This window comes from Jatrophihabitans endophyticus (assembly GCF_900129455.1).
GTDB lineage: Bacteria > Actinomycetota > Actinomycetes > Mycobacteriales > Jatrophihabitantaceae > Jatrophihabitans > Jatrophihabitans endophyticus.
In genome coordinates this window covers 229,944-254,698 of the sequence record NZ_FQVU01000004.1, presented here as the reverse complement: position 1 = coordinate 254,698, position 24,755 = coordinate 229,944, and the positions used below count along the sequence as shown (strand labels likewise).

Here is a 24,755-nt window from a genome sequence, read left to right as displayed (position 1 = left end):
GGTGGCCCGCGTCGGCGCGCGGCTCGTCAGCGGCTCGTCGGGGCGGCGGCCTCGGCCCGCAGCACGCGTCGCAGCAGCTTGCCCGTCTCGCTGTAGGGCAGCGCCTCGCGCTCGACCACCAGCGACGGCATGCGCGACGAGCGCAGCTGCCCACGGACCCAGGCCCGCAGCTCGTCGGCGTCGGCCGTCCGCCCGGGTTCGAGGACCACGAACGCGGCGGGGCTCTCGCCCCACTCCTCGTCGGGGACCCCGATCACCGCTGCCTCGGCAACGGCCGGATGGGTGAGCAGCACATCCTCGATCTCGCCGGGTGACAGGTTCTCGCCCCCGCGCACGATGACGTCGTCGGCGCGTCCCTCCAGGAACAGGAAGCCGGCCTCGTCGAGTCGGCCGAGGTCGTTGGTGGCGAACCAGCCGTCGGCGTCGAGCGCGAGGCGGCCCTCGTACTCCCCCGCGACCTGCTCGCCGCGCACGTGGATCTCGCCGATCTCGCCGGCGGGCAGCACCGCGCCGTCGGCGTCGCGCACCTCGACCTGGACACCCGGCGTGGCGCGGCCGACCGACCCGAGGCGGGCCGCGACCGCGGGGTCGTCGCCGGCCAGCGCGTCGCGGTGGTCCTGCGGGGTGAGCAGGGCGACGGTCGAGCTGGTCTCGGTCAGCCCGTAGGCGTTGACGAAGTCGACGCCGGGCAGCAACCGCATCGCCCGCTCGATGGTCGCGATCGGCATCCGGCCACCGCCGTAGGACAGGTGACGCAGCGCCCCGAGGTCGGCGTCGCCGGCCTCGACGACGTCGAGGATGCGGCCCAGCATGGTCGGGACGATCATCGCGTGCGTGACCCGCTCCCGCGCCGCGCTCTCGACCCAGGCCGCGGGATCGAACTGCGGCAGGTAGACGATCCGGCGGCCGAGATAGACGTTGGACAGGATCGCCGCGAGACCGGCGATGTGGTACGGGGGCACGCTCACCAGAGCCGCCTCGTCCTCCCCCGCCGCAGCGAGCTCGACCGTCCCGACGATGTAGGAGAACAGGTTGCGGTGGCGCAGCAGCACGCTCTTCGGCTCCCCCGTCGTGCCGCTCGTGAACAGCGTGATGGCCACCGAGTCGCCGGCCGGGTCCGCCGGGTCGCCGGCCGCGGCCGGGCCGCCGTCGGCGGCGGGCTCGTGCACCAGCTCGGCCGCGGTGACCACCGACAGGCCCGGCACGGCCCGGACCCGCTCCGCCGTCCCGCCGTCGACCACCACGAGCGCGGGCGCCGTGCGCGCCAGCACCGACCGCAGCCGGTCGTCGGCGAGCCGGTAGTTCACCGAGCAGAACGGCACCCCGGCGTACGCGGCACCGAACAGCAGCGCCGGGGAGTGCTCCGAGCTCTCCGCCGCGAGCACCAGCCGGTCCGCGCCCCGCGCGGCGATGCTCGCCGCGACCGCCAGCGCGTCCCCGTGCAGGGTCTCGAAGGTGGCGCCGGATCCTCGCGACCCGACCGCGGTGCGCTCGGCACAGGCCTGCGCGGCCATGTCCAGCAGCAGCCCGATGTTCACGCACGCCACCCTTCGCTCGTGTGCCGCGACGTCGCGGTCGCGGCCGTCATGCCGGCGACGCCAGCACGCCGGCCGCGGCCAGCCGCTGCAGCTCGGCCGCGCCGTACCCGACGCCGGCCAGCACCTCGGCGGAGTGCTCGCCGCACGCCGGGATCGACTCCTTCGTCGCCGTCGCGGTCCCGTCGATCGTCCAGAAGCCGCCGACCACCTCGATCGAGCCGTAGTCGGCGGCGTCGAGCCGACGGGCGACCCCGTTCCGGCGGTGCAGCGCATCGTCGAAGAACTCCGCCGTCTGGTCCTCGCGCACGGGCGCGGCCGGGACGCCGGCGGCGGCCAGCCGCGCGAGCGCCTCGCCGGCGTCGAGTCCGGCGAGACCGTCGCCGAGCGGGACGCCGGCGATCCCGCGCAGGGCGCGGCGCTGCGCGTCGGTGCGGGCGGCGACCGCGACCCAGCCGGTGCGCGTCCGGTAGATGCGGTGATCGGGCCCCGTGCCGGTCTGCTCGGGGTCCACCTGCGCGGTGCGGTACGCCGTGCCGTCCGGCCCCAGCGCCGTCTCGCTGGCGATCGTCAGCCCGGTCGCGAGCAGCGAGGAGCCGGCGGATCCGGCGAGGCCGGTCGTCTCGCGCCGGTACAGCTGGAGGAGCGTGCCGACGAACGAGGCGAGGCCGCCGCCGACGTCGAGCACCGAGTTGCGCATCCACATCGGGTCCTGGCCGTCGCCGACGTTCATCCGCTCCCACCCGGTGAGGGCCTGCGCGGTCGGGTCGTAACCGGGGTAGCCCGACATCGGTCCGCGTCCCCCGTTGGCCGAGACGTGGCCGAAGACGACGCGCGGGTTCGCCGCCCGCAGCGACGCCTCGTCCAGCCCCAGCCGTCGCGCGGCCCCGGCGCGGATGTTGTGGACGACGACGTCGGCCGCGGCGATCAGCCGGCGCAGCGGCTCCGCCGCGTCGGGGTGCTTCAGGTCGATGGCGAGCGACTGCTTGTGGCGATTGGCCCCGCCGAACTGGGTGAGCGTGCGGCCGCGGTCGCCGTCGAGACGCTCCACCTTCACCACCCGCGCCCCGAAGTCGGCCAGGCACTGCGCGCCGAACGGCGAGGCGATCATCGAGCCGAAGTCCAGGACCGTGATGCCGTCCAGCGGCGCGGCGGAGGCCGCCGTCGCCCGGGGCCCGCCCGCGGCGTCGTCGTGGCCGAAGTCGGTGACGGCGGTCAGGCGCCGGGCGCCGGCGGGGCCGGTCACGCGGCACGGCGGCGTCAACGTGAACGGGGCGGCGGCCTGGACGGTCCGGCCGAGCTCGGGGTCGTCGACCTCGACGACGTAGTCGTTGGCGCGCACCTGCTCGTCGGTGAAGCACGCACCGAGGTCGCGTACGAGCATGCACGGGACGTCGACCTCGTTGAAGGCGGCGAACCAGGTGTCGGAGTCCTGCCGGCAAAAGATCGCCTGCCACCGCGGCAGGTTGACCAGGGTCACGCCGCTCTCGGACAGGTCGACGGCGTCGGCGAGCGCCAGTTGCTCGAGCACCGGGGCCGACTCGACCCATCCCCCGAGGGACCCCGCGAGCTGGAGCCAGACGCCGTCGGCGCACTCGAACAGGCTGAGCGACGCGCCCGGCCAGACCTTGGGCAGCGTGTGCGGCTGCTCGATGACGGCCGGCAGCCGGTCGCTGCGCTGCCGGTAGAGCGCGGCCGGCACCAGGACGCCCTGGAAGAGGCTGGTGGCCACGTTGCCGACGACGCCGGTGCGGGCCCGCTGCACGAGCCGGGCGGCGATGCCACCGGTGAGCAGGAAGGCGGCGCACCAGCTGGCGAAGGGCATCCGGGTGAAGATCGGCCCCTCCCGGTTGCCCTGCTGGTCGTCCATCACGCCGGACGCGGCCTGGACCAGGATCTCCTCGGCCGGGTCCTCGGCGCGCGGATGCCAGGCCGGCCAGCCGGTCACGGTGCCGACGACGAGATGCGGGAAGCCCGCGGCGAGGGCAGCGGCGTCGAGACCGTGCTCGGCCGCGCGGGCCGGCGTGAGGTCGTGCACGAGGACGTCGGCGCGCCGCAGCAACATGTCGAGCTGCCCGCGGTCCGACCCGCCGGCGAGATCGAGCGCGACGACCCGCTTGCTGCGGTTCCAGCTCGCCGCGCCGACCGGCGCGGCGGCCCGCAACTCGTCCCCGCCCGGCTGCTCGACCCGGACGACGTCGGCGCCCGCCTCGGCGAGCAGCCGCGCCGCGACCGCGGCCGACAGCGTCGTCGTCAGGTCCACGACGGCGACGCCGGACAGGCACTGCCCGTCCCCGACAGGCTCGCTCATTGCACCAGGATGGCGCCCGCGTCGCCGGAGCTGAACAGTCCGGCGAAGGGGACGGTCTCGATGGCCTGCAGCAGCCGTACCTCGGTCTCGGAGCGGCCCCACGGCAGGCGGCGGATCGGCTGGCTGTAGCGCGACAGCCACGACAGCGGCACCTCGTCGCAGAACCCCATCGCCCCGTGCAGCTGGTGCGCGGTGCGGAACACCGTCTCGGCCGTCTCCAGCGCCGACAGCCGCAGCGCCAGCGCGTCGCCCGCGCGGCCGACCTGGGCGGTGGTCACCGACCACAACGTGTACTTGGCCAGTTCACCGAAGCCCTGCAGCGCGGCCGCGGTGTCGGCCAGGCGGAACTGCAGCGCCTGGAAGCTCGCCAACGGCTTGCCGAACTGGTGACGGTCGAGCAGGTGCTGGCGGGTGAGATCGAGCGCGGTCTCGCACATCCCCAGCAGCACCCAGCAGCCGAACACGTGCGAGAGCGGCGCCACGTCGGCGTCCTCGCTCCACGCACCGACCTCCGCGTCGCGCACGAGCGAGCCCAGCTTGGTCCCGAGCGGTTCGCCCACCGAGGTGACGGGAGCGGTCGAGGTCAACCCGTCGGACACGAGCCAGCGCAGGCCGTCCCGGTGCAGGTTGATCCGCGGCCCGCGCGCGGTGGCCAGGGCAACCGCGTCGTAGCCGGCGGCGGGGTGGCCGGCCAGTCGCTCGGCCACCGGGTACGGCAGCGCCCACCGACCGGCCGACCGGCACACCGCCGCGGCGACCTCGGCGTCGACGTCACCGTCCCGGGCCCGCAGGTCCCACACGCCGAGCTCGGCGAAAGCGCGCTCCACCTCGTCGGCCGCCGGCTCACCGCGCTCGGCCCGGGCCACGAGCTCGAAGCCGCCGGCGCGCCGGACCGCGCGCTCGACGACGGCCGCGAACTCCGTGGCCTCGTCGGCCAGTACCGTCCTCACCGGCTGCCCAGCAGCGAGCGCGACAGCAGCAGCCGCTGCATCTCCATGCTTCCGGAGGCGACGGTGGCCGCCTGCGCGTAGCGCCAGTGGTCGTCGACGGCGCGCACGAACAGCTGCTCGCGGTCCGACGCACCGACCGCGTACTGCTCGACCATGTCCATGAGCACCTCGGCCACCTCCTGGTCCACGCCGGTCGCGGCGATCCGGTACGCGGCCGAGTCGGCCGGGTCGACGTCGCCGGTCTCCTGCAGCTCGATCACCCGGTAGGCGAGCAGGCGGGCCTGGCGGGTGTGCACGAGGGCGGCCGCCCAGCGCTGCCGCAACGAGGCGGGCAGCTCGTCCCACCGCTCCTTCAACGCGACCGGCGCGAGATTGAGCAGGCGGTCGCAGCGCGCGTAGCGCGCGATACCCACCCGTTCGAAGGCCAGCGCCTCCCGCACGATCGACCAGCCCTGGTCGACCTCGCCGAGCACGTCGTCGCGCGTGACCCGGACGCCCTCCCAGAACACCTCGTTGAGGTGGTGCGGGCCGAGCATGGAGGCGATCGGAACCACCCGGATGCCGGGGCGGTCCATGGGCACGAGGAAGACGGTGATGCCGTGGTGCTTCGTGGGGCCGGTGGACGTGCGCGCCAGGAGGAAGCACCACTGCGCCATCCCGGCGTAGCTCGTCCACACCTTCTGGCCCTCGACGCGCCAGCCGTCGCCGTCGGGGCGCGCGGCCGTGCGCAGCGAGGCGAGGTCGGAGCCCGTCTCGGGCTCGGAGAAGCCCTGACACCAGATGACGGTGCCGTTCGCGATACGCGACAGGTGTTCGCGGCGTTGCGCGTCGGTCCCGAAGCGCATGATCGCCGGGCCCACCCAGTTGACGCCCATGTACTGCGCGCCGCGCGGCTCGAAGTGCGCCCACATCTCCTCGCGGACGATGGCCTGCTCCCACGGGCCCGAACCGGTACCGCCGTACTCCGCCGGCCACGCCGGCGTCAGCAGCTCGTGCTCGGCGAGCATGGCGCAGAACGCCTGGGCGACGTCGAGGTCGCGCGGGTTGCTCGTGAACGCGCCGAGGAAGTTCTTCGGCATCGAGGTGTCGACGAGATCTCGCAGCTGCTGCCGAAGGGCGATGCCGCGCGCCGAGGTGGTGTAGTCCACGTCGCCTCCACCGATCGTCCGCGATGGCCGCGAACGGTCGGACGCGGCCTACGTATTCTAGCTAATCTTTGTAAGTTTAATAAGTGCTCAGACGATCGTGAAACCGGCATCCACGGGCAGGCTGACCCCGGTGACGTACCGGGAGGCGTCCGACGCCAGCCAGAGCACCGCCTCGGTGATGTCGGCCGGCTGGACCCGCCCCACGTGCATCGCGTCCCGGAACCCGTTGGCCACCCGGTCGACGTTGCGCTCGACCCAGGCCCGCATGGCGTCGTTCTCGGTCATCGGCGTCGCCACCGCCGTGGGATGCACGGCGTTCACCCGCACGCCGACGGGCCCCAGCTCGATCGCGTAGGCCTTCATCAGCCCGACGCCACCGTGCTTGGCTGCGGTGTAGGCGTCGCTGCGGGCCTCGCCACGCGACATGCTCTTGATGCCGGAGGTCGAGTTGATCAGGATGATCGACCCGCCGCGGCCGCCGTCCACGATCGCGGGCGCGCAGGCGGTCACCGTGTTCCAGACCCCCGTGAGGTTGACCGCGAGATAGTCCGACCACTGCTGTTCCGGGGTCGTGCCGTCGTCGTCGCGGTATCCCTGCGCGACACCGGCGTTGGCGACGGCGATGTCGAGGCGACCGAAGCTCGCCCGCGCCCGCTCGACCGCGTCGAGCAGCAGGGAGCGATCCCGGACGTCGGCGACCACCGGCAGGCAGCGTGCGCCGGCGCGCTCGACGTCGGCGGCGGTCTGCTCGAGGTCGTCCTTGGTGGCCAAGGGGTACGGCACCGTCTCGATCTGCTCGCAGATGTCGACGGCCACGACGTCGACGCCACGGGCGGCGAGCGCGAGCGCGTGCGAGCGACCCTGCCCGCGCGCCGCGCCCGTGATCAGCGCGACCTTGCCGGCCCAGCCGTCCCGATCGCCGACGGGTCCGACGGTGCCGTCGGCGGGCGCGGTCACGATGCCTCCGGTGGGTTGTAGATGGACTTGGTCTCGAGGTAGGGCTCGATGCCCTCGGGCCCGAGCTCGCGCCCCAGGCCGCTGCTCTTGTAGCCGCCGAAGGGCGCGTCCATCGCGATCTCGTAGCCGTTGATGCCGATCGAGCCGGTCTCGATGCGCCGCGCGACGGCCAGGCCTCGCTCGGGATCGGCCGTGAACACGGCACCACCGAGCCCGTACTCCGAGTCGTTGGCAATGCGCACGGCGTCGTCGGTGTCGTCGTAGGAGATGACCGACAGCACCGGGCCGAAGATCTCCTCCTGGGCGATGCGCATGCCGTTGTCCACGTTGCGGAACACGGTCGGCTCGACGAAGTAGCCGCGCCCGAGGTCGGCCGGCCGGCCGCCGCCGCTCACGAGGTCCGCGCCCTCGGCCTGCCCCGTGGCGATGTAGCCCTCGACCCGGGCGCGTTGTCGCGCGCTGACGAGCGGGCCGAAGTTGGTGGCGCGCTCCAGCGGATCGCCGACGTGCGCGCCGCGCATCGACTCGACGACGACGTCGACGACCTCGTCGTAGCGGGACGAGGGCGCCAGGATGCGGGTGCAGGAGTAGCAGACCTGCCCCGAGTTCGGACTGCACAGCCGCACGACCTGGTCGGCGAAACCGGCGACGTCCGCGTCGTCGAGCAGGATCGCCGCGCTCTTGCCGCCGAGCTCCAGCACGACGGACTTGAGCTGGGCCCCGGCGCGGGCGGCGATCGCCCTGCCCGCGGCGGTGCTGCCGGTGAAGGCGATCTTGGCGACGTGGAGGTGGTCGACCAGCAGCTCGCCGGTCTCCCGACCGCCGGTGACGACGGTGAACACCCCGGGTGGGAAGCCGGCCTGCTCGAACGCCTCGGCGAGCAGCAGCGCGTCCAGGCTGGTCTCGGGCGCCGGCTTCAGCACCGCCGTGCAGCCGGCGGCGAGCGCGGGCGCCAGCTTCCACGCCGCGAGCACCTGCGGCCCGTTCCACGGCGCGATGACCCCGACGACCCCGACGGGCTCGCGGCGCACGAGCGTGCGGCCGTAGGCCGACTCGCGCAGCGTCTCGAAGGCCATCGACTCGACGAGGTCGGCGTAGTAGCGGTAGGCCGCGATGGGGCCCCACACGTTGCCCCAGCGGACCATCTTCAGCGGCATGCCGTTCTGCCGGGTGATCAGCTCGGCGAGCTCGTCCATGCGCCCGTGCAGGACGTCGGCGAGGGCCCGCAGCAAGCCGGCTCGCTCGGCCGGGCCGAGCGACGCCCACGCCGGATCCGTCAGCGCGGTCCGCGCCGTGCGGACGGCGGCGTCCACCTCCGCCGCGCCGGCGGCCGGCACCTCGCCGAGGCGTTCCTCCGTCGCCGGGTTGATCAGTTCGATCCGATCGGTCTCCACCGAGGTCACTGGTCGACCTTCCTTCAGTCCGAGGACGGCAACGCGTTGGCCGCCTTGATGACGAGGGGCTCGTCGCCGATGCTCAACGCACCGGCGCCGGGCTTGGTGCACAGCAGCTCGACGCTCTGGCCGGGGTCGACGTACCGCTTGCCGACCAGCGTCCCGTCGCCGTCCGGCGTCACCCCGGGGCCGGCGTGCGCCGCGTCGCCGCCGGCGTCCGTCATGGCCGCGCCCCCGCAGCGCAGGGCGACCTCCGCGCCGGTCGTCTTCAGCACGATGACCTCGGTGTCGCACACCGTGCTCGCCAACCGCTGGCCCACTGCGACCTTCACCGCTCGACCTCCTGTGTTCGCGGCGACGGCTCACCCGTCGCGTGTTCGCGTGCCCACGTGTAGTCCACCTTCCCGTTCGGCGCGCGACGGATCGCCGGCACCCGCAGGAAGGCCTTGGGGATCTTGTAGCCGGCGAGGTCCCGGGCGCAGAACTGCTTGAGCTCGGCGTCGTCCACGTCGAGCGACACCGCCACCAGCGCGACGACCTCGTGGCCCCACCGCTCGCTGGGTCGGCCCACCACCACGGCGTCGGCCACGGCCGGATGCCGCGCGAGCGCACCCTCGACCTCCTCGGCGTACACCTTCTCGCCGCCGGTGTTGATGACGTTCGACGCGCGGCCGAGGAAGGTGACGGCACCGTCGGCGGCGACGGCGGCCCGGTCCCCCGACACCGCGACGCGACGGCCGCCGACCTCGCGGAAGGTCTGCTCGGTGCGCGCCCGGTCGCCGAGGTAGCCGCGCGGCAGCGTCCCGCCGTTGGACAGCCAGCCCACGCCCGGGTCGTGTGCGCCGAGGATGCGCCGATGGTCCTCGCTGACGACGACCGTGTCCGGCCCGGGACGGAACGCCGCGGTCCGGTCCGCGCCGGTCTGGAAGGCCTGCGGCCCGGTCTCGGACGAGCCGAGCGCGTTGACGACGGCCAGGCTCGGGTAGTGGCGCAGCAGGCCGTTCCAGGCCGTCTCGCCCAGCGCGGCCCCGCTGGAGAAGACGTAGGACAGCGCGGCGGGCACGCCGCCGTCGGCCGCGGCGCGGTCGAGGGCAGCCACCAGCGGGGTGGCGAAGACGTCGCCGACCACGGCCAGCCAGGTCACCGACTCCGCCCGCATCAGCGCGACCGCCTGGTCGGCGTCGAAGCGGTCGACGATGGGGTCGAGCACGATGGTCGCCCCGCGCGTCCACGCGTTGTAGGCGAACCACAGCGCGGCGCCGTGCATCAGCGGGGGCGCCGGCAACGCGCGCAGCCAGCCACGCCCCGGAGCCTTCGTCGCAGCGGCGGCCGGCGAGGCCACCACGGCGCCGGTGGCCCCGCTCACCAGCTCGCGCAGCGGCCACATGACGCCCTTCGGCATGCCGGTGGTGCCGCCGGTGTAGAGCACGTGCACGTCATCCGGGCTGGGCACCGGTTCGACCGACGGGCGGACCGCGTCGGACAGCGCCTGCTCGAACTCGACCGAGGCGGCCGCCGGTTCGGTCGGCGAGCCGTCCTCGACCAGGACCAGCCGGGGCGGGTCCGCGAGCCGGCCGACCGCGTCCGCGACGACGGCGGCGAACTCGCGCTGGTAGACGAGGACGGCGGCGCCGGCGTCACGCAGCAGGTAGGCGACCTCCTCGCCGGTGTAGCGGTAGTTGACGTTGAAGGGCGCGCAGCGCGCCCGGTAGCAGCCGAGGGTGGTCTCCAGGAACTCGGCGCGGTTGCGCAGCAGGATGCCCACCGTGTCGTTGGGCGACTCCCACGACGCCACCTCGCCACGGGCACCGAACCCCTGGCCGGTCAGCCACCAGCCGAGACGTCGGCTGCGCTCGGCGGTCTCGTCCCAGGTCGAGCGACGATCGCCCTGCACCACGCACTCGCGCGTGCCCACGGCGGCGGCGACCGCGTCCCACACCTGCAGGAAGCCGAAGTCCCGCGCATCGCCTTCCATCACGCGCTCCGGTCCGCGACGAAGGTGCGCCGGCCGTCCACGGCGACGACCGAGCCACCGCGGCCGACCGGTTCGACGTCCTCGTCGACCAGCATCGCGAGGGTGTGAGCGTCGGCGCGCGACGCCCGGGCCGCCGTGCGCTCGCCGCGCGGGGTGCGCGCCACGACGTAGGCCCGCGCGGGCTCGCCGGTCCGGTCGTACTCGACGGTGTACGTCTCGACCGTGACCGCCCCGGTGTACCCGTCGAGGTAGGCCGGCGCCGCGGGACCGGGCGGCGCCGGGTCCACCGGGTCCACGACCGGCGCGCCGGTCGCGGTGACGTCGGAGGACAGCACGACGGCGGCGTGCCGGGTCAGGTACTCCCCGTTCGCGTACACCAGGCCGGTGCCGCTGGCGGCCCGCAACGCGCGGACGGTGGCGACGAGCGCATGGGTCGAGTAGTCGTTGTGCGGGCCGCCGAACGAGGACAGCCCGCCGGTCGCCGTGACCGGGCGGTCGGTGGCGTCGAGGTGCAGGGCGGCGAGCTTGGGCACGACCGGGAAGCAGCTGTACAGGTCGATCACGTCGAGGTCGGCGACGTCGCGGCCCGCCCGCGCGAGCGCACGGTCCAGCACCGCGTCCAGTCCCGGCGACGCACCGAAGCCGGGACGGTCGAGGACGTCCTCGCTGTCGGCGGCCTCGGCGCCGGCGACGACGGCGATCCGTCGGTGCGCGGGCACGCCGAGCGCGTCGGCCGTCTCGGCGGTGGCCAGCAGCACCGCGGCCGCCTGGTCGACCCCGGCGAAGGCGTTCATCCGCAGCGGGTACGGGAAGCAGATCATGCGGTTGTCGGGCCCGACGGTGCGGATCTCGGCGGGGGTGGCCGGCGTCGGGTTCCACGCCGCGTCGTTGGTGGTCGCGATCTCGCTGAACGCCGAGTAGAGCCGGGCCGACCAGTCCTGGGACTCGGCGAAGCTCTGCCCGAGCTCGGCGCGCAACCGGTTCTCGAACAGCGGGTACACGCGGATCGGCGCCACCAGACCGAGGTCCCACATGCGCTCGGTTCCGCCGACCTCGCGCGGGAACTCCCGCATGCCGCCGGGGTCGCGGGGCCACGGGTTGGCCACCCCGGCCTTGGCGAGCGCGTCGAGCGAGGACTGCGCCTCGGCACCGGCCAGCAGGGCCAGGCCGCCCTCGCCGTCGCCGAGCCGCCGCGCGAGGTCGAGCAGCCGCGCCACCGGCTGGTGACCCCCGACGCCGCTGGTCGACGTCACGGCGTTGGTCGCGCCGAGTCGGTGGGCCGCGGCGGCGGCCGCGTCGTGGTAGTTCCACGACACGATCTGCACGACGTCGAGCAGATCGAGCTCGCGCAACACGGCGGGGTCGAGACCCGCGTCGGCGGCGCAGCGGTGGGCGGCGGTCAGGAGGAGGTCCATCGGCTCGCGCGCGTCGTCGACGGTGCGGTCGCGGTTGTGGCGCAGCTGGCCGACCCCGATGACGACGACCTGCTGCGCTCGTGCCCGTCCGGTCACGACGCGGTCCACTTCGGGGGACGCTTCTCGGCCGCCGCCGCCATGCCCTCGTGGAAGTCGGCGGTGCGGCCGAGCTCGCGCATGGCCTCGGTGTTGCGCCGCCACGCCTCGTCCTCGGGCAGCCAGGTGGCCTCGAGCATCACGGCCCGCGAGTGCTGGACGGCCAGCGGCGCGTTCCGGCAGATCCGCGCCGCCAGCTCCCGGGCCGCCCGCAGCGCGTCGCCGGCCGGGACGACCTCGTTGATCAGTCCGAGCTCGTAGGCCCGGGCGGCGGGGAAGTAGTCGCCGGTCAGCGCCCACTGCATGGCCACGGTCGGTGGGATGTGCCGCCCCAGCCGGAAGAGCCCGCCGGCCGCGGCCAGCAGGCTGTTGCGGACCTCGGGGAGCCCGAACGTGGCGCCGTCGCCGGCCACCACGAGATCGCTGGCGAGCACGATCTCGGTGCCGCCGCCGACGGCGGGTCCCTCGACCGCGGCGACGAGCGGCTTGCGCCGCTCGCGTCGCACGATCCCGGCGAATCCGCCCCGCCTGGTGCGCATCCGCGGGTCGCCGGCGGCGACCTCGCGCAGGTCCCCGCCGGAGCAGAACACGTCGTCGGTGCCGGTGACGACGGTGACCCACAGCCGGTCGTCGCCCTCGACGGTGTCCAGCGCCGCTTCGATGGCCTCGGCCATGTCACCGGTGACCGCGTTGCGCGCCTCGGGACGGTCGAGACGGATGACGGCGACGTGCGTGTCGGGGTCGGGCTCGAACTGGACTTCGGGCATTCGTGGTCCTTGCCGGGTCGGTGGCCGCGGACCGCGACGGTGCTCGACCGTCGCGGTCCGCTGCGGGCGGGTCAGCTGCGTGGGGGGAACGTCAACCAGACGTTGTCGACGCCCCACGTGAGCCCGACGTGTTCGTGCGGCTCCCTGCCCGCCGTCAGGTCGAAGCGCGGCATGAGCTCGCGCAGCTCCTCGAACGCGATGCGCAGCTCGGTGCGGGCGAGATGCAGGCCGACGCACCGGTGGGTGCCCAGCCCGAAGCTCAGGTGCGGCTTGGCGTCCCGGTCGAAGCGGACCTCGTCCGGCTCCGGGAAGTACTTGGGGTCACGGTTGCCGGCGCTCAGCGGGCAGTAGAGACGCTCGCCCTCGGGCAGGGTCAGCTCGCCGACGGCGAGGGTGTCCGAGGTGATCGTGCGCGAGGGGCCGGCCGGCGAGCACCAGCGGACGAGCTCCTCGACCGCGTCGCCCATGCGTGCGGGGTCGGCGAACATCGAGTCCCAGGTGTCCTGGTGCCGGGCGAAGTAGGACATGCTCTGGGCGAGGACGCTCTGCACCGTGTCGAGCCCGGCGAGCATGATCAGGACGAACAGGTCGTAGAGGTCGTCGTCGGGGATCGGGGCACCGTCGATCTCGGCCCGCAGCAGGATGGTCGTGATGTCGTCCTGGGGCTCGGCGCGCCGCGCGGCGATGATCTCGTTCATGTACGCACGGATCTCGCCGGCAGCCTGCCCGCGTGCGGCCAGGGTCTCCTCCTCCGTTCCCCCCTCCACCCCGTGCAGCATCGTGTTGACCCACGCGTTCATCCTCGCGGTGTCCTCGATCGGCCAGCCCATCAGCGCGAGGAAGATCGAGCCGGGGAACGGCATCGCGAACTCCTCGACGAAGTCGCACTCGCCCCGGGCGGCGAACCCCGCGATGAGGTCACGCGCCACCTCCCGGATCCGCGGCTCGAGCTCCTTCACCCGGGCGGGCGAGAACAGCGGGTCGAGGATCTTGCGGTACTGGCTGTGCACCGAGCCGTCGAGCTCGATCGGGATCGTCTTCTTCTGCCCGAACGCCGGCTTGCCGTCCGGGATGTTCGGGAAGCTGACGACGCCGCGGTTGTTCTTGCGCAGCACGGTGCTCATGTCGTCGTAGCGCGAGAGGACCCAGAAGCCGCCGTCGGGCGAGAAGCTGATCGGGCACTTCTCCCGACGGTCGGCCATGTCGTCGAGGTGCTCCTGGATCGAGACCCGGTGATAGACCTCGTACTGGCGTTCGTGCTCGCGGCGCAGTCGTTCGAGGTCCACCGGCGCCGTGTCGGGGTCGGAGATGTCGGTCATCGCGGCAGAGCCTCCTCAGGCTTCGGATGCGACGGGCGCGCTCGCGACGGAGATCGCCTCTTCGGGACAGGTGCCGATGATCTGGTCGATCTCGGTCTGGGGACGGCCGGACTCGTCGCGCCCGGTCGGCTCGGCGTAGCCGCTGTCGTCGGGCTCGAACGACTCCGGGGCCAGCGCGTAGCAGCGACCGTGGCCGGCGCAGATCTCGGTGTCGACGGCGAACACCCTGATCTCAGCCATTGAAGTCGCCCTTGCGCGCGTTCTCGTTCAGGTTCTCGCGCCAGTTCGGGCCGAAGGGGATCGCGACCTGCGCGAGGGTGCCGCCGTCACAGGTCGGCAGCGTCACGCCGGACATGTAGATCGACTCGTCGGAGGCCAGGAAAAGCGCGGGGTACGCGCTGTCGAGGATGCGCGGGGCGCGCGGCAGCTTGAGCGGGATCGGGGAGTGCTCGGGGATCCACTCGCCGGCCATCTCCTCGTGCGACTTGCCGAGGACCGGCGCGTCGGCGGGCAGGATGAAGTTGGCCGACATCCCGTGCGTCGGCGCGATGGCGTTGATGCGGATGCCGTAGCGACCGATCTCCCACGCCGCGCAGATCCGTACCAGCGCGTTGATCCCGCCCTTGGCCGCACCGTACTGCGGGAAGCCCGGGTAACCCACGATCGACGCTGCGGAGGACGTGCAGATGATGGAACCGCCGACGGGGCCGTCGGGGTTCTCCTTCATCGCCCGCACCGCGTGCTTGACGGCGAAGAACACGCCCTTGAGGACGACGTCCTGGGTCTCGTCCCACTCGGCCTCGGTGACGTCCTCGAACGGGGTCAGCCCGAAGTCCTTGGCCGGGATGCCCGCGTTGGCGAACATCACGTCGAGCTTGCCGTAGGTGTCGACGGTGGTGCGCACCGCCGCCTCGATCTCCGCCTCGACCGTGACGTCGGCCTTGACGGCGATGGCCTCGCCGCCGTCCTCGTGCACGCGGGCGACGGTCTCCTTCGCACGGCTCTCCGAGACGTCCGTGACGACGACCTTGGCGCCTTCGCGGGCGAACAGGCGCGAGGACTCCCGACCCAGTCCGGAACCGGCTCCGGTGATCATCGCGACCTTGTTCTCGAGTCTCATGCTCGTCTCCTCTCTCGACCCTCTCCGCAAGCCTAATCTTTATAATTTTTACCACAAGAGGTGGCGGCCGGGTGGGCCCGAGCGGCGGCTGGACCCACCCGACCGTGACGCCGTCAGCCGGCGAGGATCCTCTTCTGCACGGCCGCGATGGCCTGCTTCTGGGCCGGGCTGGGGCAGGCGGCCGTGAAGCCGTTCGGCGCGGTCCACTTCCTTCCCGCCACCGTCGCGGCGAAGTAGCAGAACACCGACGGCTGCACCCCGCTCGACGTGAACGTGAGCGGCGGAGTCAGCCCGCCGAACGTCTCGTTCTTGATCTTGCCCAGCCCGGTCAGGATGTCCTGGCGGGTCGGCACCTTGCCACCGTTGCTCGCCAGGGCGTTCTCGATGGCCTTGCCGAGCACGACACCCGAGGCCCATCCCTCCGTCGTGGTGGAGTCGATCGTCTTGCCCGGCTTGTACTTCGCCATCGCCGCGCGCATGGTCTTGACGGGTCCCTCGTCGAGAAACCACGGCGCGTTCGGGATCGCGGCCACGGCCTTGTCGAACAGGCCGGAGCTCGCCTGCGAGTCGGCGGCCACGGTGCCGCTCATCGTGTAGACGGGGTGGAAGCCCTGCTGCTGACAGTTCTTGGCGAGCCGGATCATGTTCACCGGGTCGAAGGCGACCGGCAACGTCTGCACACCGGCCGCCTTCGCGGCGAGACACTGCGCCGTGAAGCTCGGTGCGGCCAACGACACCTCGGCCGAGTAGGCCACCGCGCCGCCCAAGGCGCTGCTGAGCCGGTTCTTGACCAGCAGGTTGTAGACCTGCGTGCACCCCGGCGACTCCTTGCAGTACACGACGCCCACCTTGCCCGCGCCGGCCGGGACGTGGCCGAAGCCCAGGGCCGTCAGCGGGATGTTGGCCGAGCCCTGCGGATAGAGGTAGGGCTCCTTGTTCCAGACGTCGTCGGAGATGTTGCCGCCGACGACCGGGATCTTGTTCTGTTTGATGAACGACATCGAGGACGTGAGGTTGAAGGTGCCCATGCCGGCGAACGCGACCACCTTGTGCTGGTTCGCGACCTGCACGATCTGCGACACCTCGGTGGTCGGGTCGCCCTTCGAGTCGCCGGTGTACAGGTTGATCTTGTGACCCTTGATGCCGCCGTGGGCGTTGGTGTACGAGACCCACGCCTGCAGACCGTAACCCTCCCCGTCGAGGCCCGGCACCTGGCCGGTGTAGCCACCGACCTGGCCGATGTTGATGGCACCCCCGCCGCCGGAACCCGAGCTGTCCGAGCTCGAGCAGGCTGCCGTTGCGGCGGCCAGGGCGACGATCGCGCCGGCGGCCACGGCACTACGCAGTGCGATCCGTTGCATGGGACCCTTCCCAATCTTGTTGGGCCGACTTCGGCGTCGGCTCGTGATGCCTCGCCCGCGGCGCGGACGGACGTTCTCAGGCGGGCAGCGTCGCGCCCAGGTAGTGGCCGAGGATCTCCTCGTCGCTGCCCAACTCGTCGGCGGTCCCGCTGAAGGAGATGCGGCCGCCGCGCAGCAGGTGCACCCGGTCGGCGAACTCGCGGATGCGATTGACGTACTGCTCGACGATCAGCAGCGCGATGCCCTCGGCGGCGATGCGTCTGACGAACGCGTAGACGTCGTCCACGATCAGCGGCGCGAGCCCCATGGAGACCTCGTCGAGCAGGACGACCTTGGGCCGGGTCAGCCACGCGCGGGCGAGCGCCAGCATCTGCCGCTCGCCTCCGGACAGGTCCCCGGCCCGGTTGGCCAGCCGGTGCGTGATGAACGGGAACACCTCCACCGCCCGATCGACGGCGTCGTTGCCCTTCAGGCCGCGGCCGAACAGCAACAGGTTGTCGCGCACGGTGAGGGCCGGGAAGATGCCGCGCCCCTCGGGCACGTAACAGATCCCCGCCCTGGCCACGGCCTGCGGCGAGGACCTCGTGACGTCCCGGCCGTCCAGCCGCAGCCTGCCGTCGCGGAGCACGAGGGCCCGGGCCGCGGCCCGCAGCAGCGTGGTCTTGCCGGCGCCGTTCGGACCGAGCAGGGCGACGACCTCGCCGGCGCCCACCGAGAGGGTCACGTCGTGCAGGACCTGATTGCCGGGGTAACCGGCCGCGACCGAGTCCAGTTCAAGCACCGGTGACCTCCAGCTCGGTGTCCGACGCGCCCGCCTCGGTCGTGCCCAGGTAGGACTGCCGGACGACGTCACTGCGCAACGCCTCGGCCATCGAGCCGGAGAAGATCACGTGCCCGAAGTTGAGGACGTACACCCGCTGGCAGACGGCAGCCACCAGGTCCATGTCGTGCTCGACGACGAACACCCCGCGCCCCATGGCCTCGACCGCCTCGGTCAGGATCGAGGTGAAGCGGCCGCGCTCGTCGGAGCTGAGACCGGAGGACGGTTCGTCCAGCAGCAGCATGCGAGCCGGGCTGGCGAGGGCACGGGCGAGCTCGACCATCCGTTGCTCGCCGGTCGACAGCCCGCCGGCGACCTTGTCGGCGATGCCGGTCAGACCGCAGTGTTCGAGCACCTCCGCCGTCACCGCGGCGGTCTTGCGGCGTTCGCTCGGGAGCGCGTGGAAGAGAGACCACGGCCGGCTCCGGGCATAGGCCGTCTCGTGACCGAGGGCGACGTTCTCGCGGACGGTCAGGGTGCGGAACAGCTGCACGCGTTGGAACGTGCGCCCCAGGCCGGCCTGTGCCCTGCGGGCCGGCCCGATCCGGGAGATGTCACGACCGAAGAGCTCCACCGTGCCCGCACTCGCGCGCACCGTGCCGGCGCACGCGTTGAACAGGCTGGACTTGCCGGCGCCGTTGGGTCCGATGAGGCCGGTGATCGAGTCGGCCGGCACGCCGAGGTCGACGTCCTCGACCGCCGTGATGCCGCCGTAGCGTACGGTCAGCCCGCGCACCACGAGTCCCGCGCTCACGACTTCACGCCCTTGCGGGTCGGCGCGGCCGACTCGGCCGCGACGAGGACACGGTCGGGCGTCGAGCGGACCGCGGCCGCCGGTGCCGCCGTGTCGGCAGCAGGTCCGACCGGTCGACCGAGCAGCGCTCGTAGCCGCGCTCTCGCGCGTGACGTCGGCGGCAGGGCCCGGGTCGAGGCGACCGCTGCTTCGACGGCCGCGAGCCCGAACAGCAGGTTCAGACACGACAGCACCGTGCTGTTGCCGATGTACTGCGGCAGCACGACCAGGCCGACCGCCCCCAGCACCGACGCGCCGAGCGTGCCGAGCCTGGGGTTGCGGGCGCCGAGCACCAGCAACGCCACGAGCATGATCGACGTGGGAATCGTCGGGAAGTTCCCGACACCGACCACGAAGAAGATCGGCCCGATGACAGCGCCGGCGAGCCCCGCGAAGAACGCCGCGGCGCTGAAGGCGACCGTCTGCAGCACGGAGTTCCTGATGCCCAGTGCTTCGAGCGCCTGCGGGGCATCGGCCTTGCCGCGCAACAGCTGACCCAGCCGCGACCGTTCGAGCAGCCGGACCAGCACGAACGCCACCGCCAGCACCACGAGCAGCACGTAGTAGTACTCCCGGTCGGACTGCGCGAAGGACGGGCGCAGGGCGGTGAGCGGCGTGACGTCGGCACCGAACATCAGGAAGGTCTGGTAGACCGCGGTCTCCATGACGATGCCGAACGCGAGCGTCGCGAGCGCCAGGTAGACGCCGGAGAGTCGGACGGCCGGGATCGCGACGATGCAGCCGACGGGGATCGCCACCAGGCCCGCCCCGGCGACGGCCAGCGGCCACGGGAAGCCGATGTCCTGCAGGTGGTAGCAGGCGACGGCGCCGACCGCGGCGAAGCTCATCTGGCACAGCGAGATCTGGTTCGAGGTCCGCACCAGCAGGCTCAGCGACATCATCAGGATCACGAAGACGACGCCCTGCATCCAGTCCAGCAGGTGATCACCCACGAGCTCCGGGAGCACGACGAGCAGCACGACCAGCGGCACGAGCCGGGCAGCGCCCATGCGCCACGACGGCGAGGGCAGCATCGAGACCCGCTGCTGGAGCGACGCCCCGACCTCCACCAACCGCCGCTTCGGGGTCAGCAACAGCACCAGGAACAGAACGACGAACGGCAGGACGGTGGGCAGGCTGCGCAGCGAGTCCGTACCGGACGCCCACTTCGTGGTGACGGCGACGCCGACCTGGATGAGAACGGCGCCGACGTAGGTCAGCGGGAGGTTGGCGAAACCGCCGATGGCGGCCGCGCCGAAGCTCTCGACGACGAGCAGCGTGAGGCTGGTGCCGTCGAGCCCGAGGCTGGGGGCGATGAGAACGCCTGCCACCGAGGCGAAGACCGTGCCGATGATCCACGCCCAGCGCCGCACGCTCGACGGGCCGACGCCCAGGTGAGCGAGCAGGACCGGGTCGTCGACGACCGCCCGCATCGAGCGGCCCAGCAGCGTGCGGCGGAAGAACACGGTCATCCCGACGGCGGCCGCCAGCCCGATCACGACCACCACGAGCTGGTCCCACCCGACGTTCACGCCACCGACGCGAAACCCCGAGTCGGGGAGGAAGGCCGGGAACTGCTTCTTCACCCCACCGAAGCGCAGGGTGAAGAGCGCGGTCAACGAGATCATCACACCCACGGTCGCGACGACCTTCATCGTGGTGCTTGCCGCGGAGACGAAGAAGGCGACGCGCTCCATGACCAGACCGAGGCCGACGCCGGCGACCAGCAGCGTGATGACGAGGGCGAGGCCCCACGGCACCCCGTTGAGCACGCGGAGCTGGTAGAAGATGCCGGCGGCGACGGCGCCGACGGCCCCGTGGGCGAAGTTGAAGATGCCCGATGCCTTGAACGACAGCACCAGTCCCATGGCCGCGATGGCCACCACCGAGCCGTTCGCGATCCCACCGACGATGAGCGCGAGATATTCGTGCACTGTGCCTCCGGCGATCCGGTTGGGCCGAGCACGGTCCGAGAGCGACCGTGGCCGCCGTCACGACGTGTGACGGCGGCCACGATGCTTACACGACCTAGTTATCTTTGCAAGGATTACAACAAAAGCTGGCCAGTTCGCTACACCCGTTCGAGCAAGGTCGCATTGGCCATGCCGCCGCCCTCGCACATCGTCTGCAGGCCGTAACGCCCACCCGTGGCCTCCAGCGTGCCCAGCAGGGTCGTCAGGAGTCGCGTCCCCGAGCCGCCCAGGGCGTGACCGAGGGCGATCGCGCCGCCGCGCGGGTTGAGCCGGGCCGGATCGGCGCCGAACTCGTGGGCCCACGCCAGCGGCACCGGGGCGAACGCCTCGTTCACCTCGTAGGCGTCCACGTCGTCGAGCGCGACGCCGGTGCGCGCCAACAGCTTCTGCGTGGCCGGGATCGGCGCGGTCAGCATGAGCACCGGGTCGTCCCCGGCGACCGCGAAGCCGGCGAACCGCGCGCGGGGTCGCAGGCCCAGCTCGTCGGCCTTCGCCGCCGACATCACGAGCACCGCCGAGGCGCCGTCGGTCAGCGGCGAGGAGTTGCCGGGCGTGATCTTCCAGTCGATCTCCGGGAAGCGCCGCGCCATGTCCTCGGTGCGGAACGACGGACGCAGGGCCGCGAGCCCCTCGACGGTGGTCGCGGCCCGCACGGTCTCGTCCACCCGGTGCTCGACCTGGCCGCCGGCCGCGTCCGGCACCCGGACGGGCACGATCTCGCCGTCGAACCCGCCCGCCGCGGCGACGTCGGCGGCGAGGCGGTGCGAGCGCGCCGCGTACTCGTCGAGGACGTCGCGGTCGAGCTTCCAGCGAGCGGCGACCAGCTCGGCCGACACACCCTGGTTGACGAGGTCGTACCGAGCGGCGACCGACGGCCCGTACGGGTCCTCGCCCACCACCGCCGCACCGATGGGCACCCGACTCATGGACTCGACGCCGGCGGCGATGACGACGTCGTACGCACCGGCGAGCACCCCCTGGGCGGCGAAGTGCGCGGCCTGCTGGCTCGAACCGCACTGCCGGTCGAGCGTCGTGGCCGGGACCGACTCCGGGAACCCCGCGGCCAGCACCGCGTTCCGGCCGATGTTCAGTGACTGCTCGCCCGCCTGCCCGACACACCCGACGATCACGTCGTCGACGACGGCGGGGTCGAGACCGGTGCGCGAGATCAGCGCCTGCAACACCTGCGACAGCATCTCGACGGGGTGCAACCGCGACAGCGCACCACCCGGCTTACCCTTGCCACTCGCCGTGCGCACCGCATCGACGACGACCGCGTCCACCATGCCTGCCCAACCCCTCGTCCGGGCCCCGCCCACCTCTTGACAGGGCTGTTCCAATGACCATAAAGCTTTATAACATTGGAGTCACATGACGGCGTTGCGCACGGATCTGGAGACGGTCTCCGTCCACGTCGCCGCACCCGTCGCGCGGGTGGTCCTCGACCGGCCGGCCGACCACAACACCGTCACCGCGCGCATGGTCGAGGAGCTCCACGAGGTGCTGAGTCGGCTGGCCCAGCGCCCCGAGCTGTCGACGGTCGTCCTCACCGGCGCCGGCTCGACCTTCTGCCCGGGCGCCGACGTCCGGCCCGGGCGATCGACCCGTGAGGTGCCCGCACCGGAGTCCTACCAGTCGGCCCGCCTGCTGCACGAGATGCCCCAGCTCACCGTCGCCGCGATCAACGGCGGGTGCGCCGGCGCCGGCTTCGCGTGGGCCGCGGCCTGCGACCTCCGGATCGCCAGCAGCCGGGCTCGGTTCGCCTCGGCGTTCCTGCCGGTGGGCGTCTCGGGCGAGCTCGGCATCGGCTGGACGCTGCCCCGCCTGCTCGGCGCGGCGCGGGCCAACGAGCTGCTCTTCCTCGCCGACCGGTTCGACGCCGAGACCGCCGCCCGGATCGGCTTCGTCGCGCGCGTCGTCCCCGACGCGGAGTGGGCCGAGGGGCTCGACCGCATCGTGGCGGAGCTCGCCGGGCGCGACACCGAGGCCGTGCGCGGGCTCAAACGCAACCTGGTGGACGCCCGCACGATGACGCTGGGCGACTACGTGGAGCTCGAGGGGGCGCGCCACCGCGAGCGGTTCACCGGCGCCGCGGCCGAGCAGACCTACGCCCGCCTCGAGGCGCAGGCGGCAACCCTGCGTCGCCACGGCGCGCCCCGGTGACGCGCCGCGACCCCGTTCGACGGCAGACAGGAGACCCAGCATGACCACGACGTCGGACCGCACGACGGTCCTGCCCCGCCGGCTCGTCATCGGCTCCGAGCGGCCGGACACCGCGTCGGGCGGCACGTACGAGCACGTCAACCCGAGCACCGGCCGGGCCCAGGCGTCCGTCCCGTTGGCCGGGCCGGACGAGGTCGACCGGGCGGTGGCCGCGGCCCGGGCCGCCCTGCCCGGGTGGCGCCGGTGGAACCCCGTCGAGCGACGTCGCGTGCTCACGCGGTTCGCCGACCTGGTCCGCGAGCACGTCGAGGAGCTGGCCACGATCGCCTCGCTGGAGATGGGCGCCCCCATCACCCAGACGCCGTACGTGGTGCACTGGGCCGCGGACTGGCTCGAGGAGGCCGCCGGCTGGGCCGATCGGCTGCACGGCGAGACGACGCCGCTGTCGGTGCGCGCCGTGCACGAGTACACCACCGTCGAGCCGGTGGGCGTGGTCGCGGCCCTCGCCACGTGGAACGGGTCGAGCGGGGCCTTCGGCATGACCATCGGGGCTCCACTGGCCGCCGGCTGCACCGTGGTGGCCAAGCCGTCCGAGCTCGCACCGTTCGGCGCGATCCGGGTCTGCGAGCTCGCGCTGGAGGCCGGCGTTCCCGCCGGGGTCCTCAACGTCATCACCGCCGGTGTCGAGGCCTCGCAGGCGCTCGTCGCCCATCCGGGCGTCGACAAGATCACGTTCACGGGCAGCCCGGCCACGGCGCGACGGATCGCCGCGGCGGCCGCGCCGCAGCTCACGCCCTGCGTCTTCGAGCTCGGTGGCAAGTCGGCCAGCCTGGTCTTCGACGACGCCGACATCGACCGGGCCGTCGCGGCCGCCGTGCAGATGACCGGCAACTCGGGCCAGGTGTGCACCCTCGGTTCGCGACTGCTCGTGCACGACGCCGTCCACGACCGGTTCGTCGAGCAGCTGCAGGCCGCCCTCGCCGGCGTGCGGCAGGGTGACCCGTTCGGCGACGGGGTCGCGATGGGGCCGGTCATCAACGAGCCCGCCGTCGAACGCATCGTCGCCATGGTCGACCGCGCACGCTCGTACGGCACCGTCCTGACCGGCGGGTCACGGGTCGGCGGCGAGCTCGGGAACGGGTACTTCGTGGAGCCGACCGTCGTCGCCCTGCCCGACAACACCGGTGAACTGGCCCGCGACGAGGTGTTCGGGCCGGTCGTGGGCGTGCAGCGCTTCGCCGAGGAGGAGGAGGCGGTCGCGATCGCCAACGACTCGGACTACGGCCTGGCGGGTTACGTCTTCAGCACCGACCTGTCGCGGGCGCTCCGGGTGGCGGCCGAGCTCGACACCGGCAACGTGGGCGTCAACGGCGGGGGTGCGCCCGCCGGGCCGCACATCGCGTTCGGCGGACGCAAGCAGAGCGGCTACGGCAAACAGGGCGGGCTGGCCGGCGTGCTCGAGTTCGTGACCACGAAGACGGTGCAGGTCCTGCTGTGAGCACGCGAGCGACCGTCCTTGCACCGTCCGGTTCGGCCGTTATCATCTAAAAGATTGCGCCTTTGGAACGCGCCACCGGTCGGCGGCCCGCACGCAGGGAGCTCACTGATGCCGGAGTCGATCGACGAGCAGGAGCTGCGCGTCCTGGTGACGAACCGGACGGAGCCGAGCCGCGACGTCGTCCTGCTGGAGCTCGCCCGCGCCGACGGCGGTGCGCTGCCGGCGTGGACCCCGGGCGCGCACGTCGATCTCGTCCTGCGCGACGACGTGGTCCGCCAGTACTCGTTGTGCGGCGAACCGGCCGACCGCGCACGGTGGCGGGTGGCCGTCCTGCGGGAAGCGGACGGCCGCGGCGGGTCGCTGCTGGCGCACGCCCTGCGCCCGGGGGACGTCGTCCGCGCACGCGGACCGCGCAACCACTTCCCGCTGGTCGAGGCCGACCGCTACGTCTTCGTCGCCGGCGGCATCGGCGTCACCCCGATCGTCCCGATGCTGCGCGAGGTGATCGCGCGCGGCGCCGACTGGGAGCTGGTCTACGGCGGGCGCACCCGTCACTCCATGGCCTTCCGCGCCGAGCTCGAGGCGCTCGCCCCGGACCGCGTCACCGTGTACCCGCAGGACGAGGTGGGCGTCATCGACCTGCCGCGACATCTCGGCGAGCCGACGCCCGGCACCGTCGTCTACGCCTGCGGCCCGGGCGGCCTGCTCGAAGCGGTGGAGGCGAGCTGTGCCGGCTGGCCCGCGGGTGCGCTGCACACCGAACGCTTCACCCCCAAGGACGTCGGCGCGCCGGTCCGCTCCGACGCCTTCGAGGTCGAGCTGCGGCGCAGCGGGCTCGTCGTGTCGGTGCCGCCGGAGCGCACCATCCTCGACGTGGTCACCGACGCCGGTGTCGACGTCCTCTCCTCGTGCACCGAAGGGACCTGCGGGTCGTGCGAGACGGTCGTCCTCGACGGCGCCGTCGACCATCGCGACTCCCTGCTGACGCCCGAGGAGCAGACGGCCAACGAGACGATGATGATCTGCGTGTCACGCGCGAGCTGCGCCCGGCTCGTGCTCGATCTCTGAGATGACGACGGGCCCGTCCCCCACCGTGCCGGCGGCCGTCCGGCGAGCGGCGCGACGGATTCGATCGTTAGGTATTGTTACAACGATTGCAA

General features: G+C 72.7%; 21 protein-coding genes. 3 read left to right on the top strand and 18 right to left on the bottom strand.

The annotated features are described in order from the left end of the window. Positions 1-26: 26 nt before the first annotated feature. The 18 genes from BUE29_RS15770 to BUE29_RS15690 all read right to left on the bottom strand — a co-directional run bounded on the left by BUE29_RS15770 (position 27) and on the right by BUE29_RS15690 (position 21,220). On the bottom strand, positions 27-1,538 hold the full coding sequence (locus BUE29_RS15770) for a class I adenylate-forming enzyme family protein (protein WP_073391386.1): 1,512 nt from the start codon (positions 1,536-1,538) through the stop codon (positions 27-29). A gap of 46 nt (positions 1,539-1,584) precedes the next feature. Next, on the bottom strand, positions 1,585-3,846 hold the full coding sequence (locus BUE29_RS15765; protein WP_073391385.1) for a CoA transferase: 2,262 nt from the start codon (positions 3,844-3,846) through the stop codon (positions 1,585-1,587). Beyond that, positions 3,843-4,796, bottom strand: a complete 954-nt coding sequence (locus BUE29_RS23215; protein WP_073391384.1) for an acyl-CoA dehydrogenase family protein — start codon at positions 4,794-4,796, stop codon at positions 3,843-3,845. The genes BUE29_RS15765 and BUE29_RS23215 overlap by 4 nt, the downstream gene beginning before the upstream one ends. After that, on the bottom strand, positions 4,793-5,944 hold the full coding sequence (locus BUE29_RS15755; protein WP_073391383.1) for an acyl-CoA dehydrogenase family protein: 1,152 nt from the start codon (positions 5,942-5,944) through the stop codon (positions 4,793-4,795). Before BUE29_RS15755 ends, BUE29_RS23215 begins: the two co-directional genes overlap by 4 nt. An 87-nt stretch (positions 5,945-6,031) precedes the next feature. Beyond that, positions 6,032-6,901, bottom strand: a complete 870-nt coding sequence (locus BUE29_RS15750; protein ID WP_073391382.1) for a mycofactocin-coupled SDR family oxidoreductase — start codon at positions 6,899-6,901, stop codon at positions 6,032-6,034. Then, positions 6,898-8,304, bottom strand: a complete 1,407-nt coding sequence (locus BUE29_RS15745) for an aldehyde dehydrogenase (protein WP_234971486.1) — start codon at positions 8,302-8,304, stop codon at positions 6,898-6,900. Before BUE29_RS15745 ends, BUE29_RS15750 begins: the two co-directional genes overlap by 4 nt. Positions 8,305-8,318: 14 nt before the next feature. Continuing rightward, positions 8,319-8,627, bottom strand: a complete 309-nt coding sequence (locus BUE29_RS15740) for a hypothetical protein (RefSeq protein ID WP_073391381.1) — start codon at positions 8,625-8,627, stop codon at positions 8,319-8,321. Then, positions 8,624-10,270, bottom strand: coding sequence for an AMP-binding protein (locus tag BUE29_RS15735; RefSeq protein ID WP_073391380.1), 1,647 nt, complete (start codon positions 10,268-10,270; stop codon positions 8,624-8,626). The genes BUE29_RS15740 and BUE29_RS15735 overlap by 4 nt, the downstream gene beginning before the upstream one ends. Continuing rightward, positions 10,270-11,781: an acetyl-CoA acetyltransferase gene (locus BUE29_RS15730; protein WP_143168207.1), complete on the bottom strand. Its 1,512-nt coding sequence runs from the start codon at positions 11,779-11,781 to the stop codon at positions 10,270-10,272. The genes BUE29_RS15735 and BUE29_RS15730 overlap by 1 nt, the downstream gene beginning before the upstream one ends. Next, on the bottom strand, positions 11,778-12,548 hold the full coding sequence (locus BUE29_RS15725) for a crotonase/enoyl-CoA hydratase family protein (RefSeq protein ID WP_073391378.1): 771 nt from the start codon (positions 12,546-12,548) through the stop codon (positions 11,778-11,780). The genes BUE29_RS15730 and BUE29_RS15725 overlap by 4 nt, the downstream gene beginning before the upstream one ends. A gap of 71 nt (positions 12,549-12,619) precedes the next feature. Then, complete coding sequence (locus tag BUE29_RS15720; protein WP_073391377.1) at positions 12,620-13,867, bottom strand: cytochrome P450; 1,248 nt, start codon at positions 13,865-13,867, stop codon at positions 12,620-12,622. 15 nt (positions 13,868-13,882) lie between these two features. Beyond that, on the bottom strand, positions 13,883-14,107 hold the full coding sequence (locus BUE29_RS15715; protein WP_073391376.1) for a ferredoxin: 225 nt from the start codon (positions 14,105-14,107) through the stop codon (positions 13,883-13,885). Further along, on the bottom strand, positions 14,100-14,987 hold the full coding sequence (locus BUE29_RS15710; protein WP_073391375.1) for an SDR family NAD(P)-dependent oxidoreductase: 888 nt from the start codon (positions 14,985-14,987) through the stop codon (positions 14,100-14,102). The genes BUE29_RS15715 and BUE29_RS15710 overlap by 8 nt, the downstream gene beginning before the upstream one ends. A 113-nt stretch (positions 14,988-15,100) precedes the next feature. After that, complete coding sequence (locus BUE29_RS15705; protein WP_073391374.1) at positions 15,101-16,348, bottom strand: ABC transporter substrate-binding protein; 1,248 nt, start codon at positions 16,346-16,348, stop codon at positions 15,101-15,103. A 76-nt stretch (positions 16,349-16,424) separates the two neighbouring features. Further along, positions 16,425-17,129 (bottom strand): ABC transporter ATP-binding protein, encoded by a 705-nt coding sequence (locus tag BUE29_RS15700; protein ID WP_073391373.1) that lies wholly within the window; start codon positions 17,127-17,129, stop codon positions 16,425-16,427. Next, positions 17,122-17,922, bottom strand: a complete 801-nt coding sequence (locus BUE29_RS21555; protein WP_084181226.1) for an ABC transporter ATP-binding protein — start codon at positions 17,920-17,922, stop codon at positions 17,122-17,124. Before BUE29_RS21555 ends, BUE29_RS15700 begins: the two co-directional genes overlap by 8 nt. After that, positions 17,919-19,895 carry a branched-chain amino acid ABC transporter permease gene (locus BUE29_RS15695; protein ID WP_084181224.1) on the bottom strand — a complete coding sequence of 659 codons (1,977 nt, stop codon included), beginning with the start codon at positions 19,893-19,895 and terminating at the stop codon, positions 17,919-17,921. Before BUE29_RS15695 ends, BUE29_RS21555 begins: the two co-directional genes overlap by 4 nt. 137 nt (positions 19,896-20,032) lie before the next feature. Then, positions 20,033-21,220, bottom strand: coding sequence for a thiolase family protein (locus BUE29_RS15690; RefSeq protein WP_073391372.1), 1,188 nt, complete (start codon positions 21,218-21,220; stop codon positions 20,033-20,035). 85 nt (positions 21,221-21,305) lie between these two features. On the opposite strand from BUE29_RS15690, the gene BUE29_RS15685 reads away from it, so the two are divergent. The 3 genes from BUE29_RS15685 to BUE29_RS15675 all read left to right on the top strand — a co-directional run bounded on the left by BUE29_RS15685 (position 21,306) and on the right by BUE29_RS15675 (position 24,663). Beyond that, positions 21,306-22,097, top strand: coding sequence for an enoyl-CoA hydratase/isomerase family protein (locus BUE29_RS15685; protein ID WP_073391371.1), 792 nt, complete (start codon positions 21,306-21,308; stop codon positions 22,095-22,097). A 40-nt stretch (positions 22,098-22,137) separates the two neighbouring features. Next, the gene (locus BUE29_RS15680) at positions 22,138-23,595 is read left to right on the top strand and encodes an aldehyde dehydrogenase family protein (RefSeq protein ID WP_073391370.1); all 1,458 of its coding nucleotides are present in this window, start codon (positions 22,138-22,140) and stop codon (positions 23,593-23,595) included. A gap of 108 nt (positions 23,596-23,703) precedes the next feature. Beyond that, on the top strand, positions 23,704-24,663 hold the full coding sequence (locus BUE29_RS15675; protein WP_073391369.1) for a PDR/VanB family oxidoreductase: 960 nt from the start codon (positions 23,704-23,706) through the stop codon (positions 24,661-24,663). Positions 24,664-24,755 lie beyond the last annotated feature (92 nt).

Excerpts from the sequence above, each read along its gene's own strand:
- BUE29_RS15765 (WP_073391385.1), bottom strand. The coding sequence starts at position 3,846 with ATGAGCGAGCCTGTCGGGGACGGGCAGTGCCTGTCCGGCGTCGCCGTC.
- BUE29_RS15735 (WP_073391380.1), bottom strand. The coding sequence starts at position 10,270 with ATGGAAGGCGATGCGCGGGACTTCGGCTTCCTGCAGGTGTGGGACGCG.
- BUE29_RS15725 (WP_073391378.1), bottom strand. The coding sequence starts at position 12,548 with ATGCCCGAAGTCCAGTTCGAGCCCGACCCCGACACGCACGTCGCCGTC.
- BUE29_RS15720 (WP_073391377.1), bottom strand. The coding sequence starts at position 13,867 with ATGACCGACATCTCCGACCCCGACACGGCGCCGGTGGACCTCGAACGA.
- BUE29_RS15715 (WP_073391376.1), bottom strand. The coding sequence starts at position 14,107 with ATGGCTGAGATCAGGGTGTTCGCCGTCGACACCGAGATCTGCGCCGGC.
- BUE29_RS15710 (WP_073391375.1), bottom strand. The coding sequence starts at position 14,987 with ATGAGACTCGAGAACAAGGTCGCGATGATCACCGGAGCCGGTTCCGGA.
- BUE29_RS15705 (WP_073391374.1), bottom strand. The coding sequence starts at position 16,348 with ATGCAACGGATCGCACTGCGTAGTGCCGTGGCCGCCGGCGCGATCGTC.
- BUE29_RS15690 (WP_073391372.1), bottom strand. The coding sequence starts at position 21,220 with ATGGTGGACGCGGTCGTCGTCGATGCGGTGCGCACGGCGAGTGGCAAG.
- BUE29_RS15685 (WP_073391371.1), top strand. The coding sequence starts at position 21,306 with ATGACGGCGTTGCGCACGGATCTGGAGACGGTCTCCGTCCACGTCGCC.
- BUE29_RS15680 (WP_073391370.1), top strand. The coding sequence starts at position 22,138 with ATGACCACGACGTCGGACCGCACGACGGTCCTGCCCCGCCGGCTCGTC.
- BUE29_RS15675 (WP_073391369.1), top strand. The coding sequence starts at position 23,704 with ATGCCGGAGTCGATCGACGAGCAGGAGCTGCGCGTCCTGGTGACGAAC.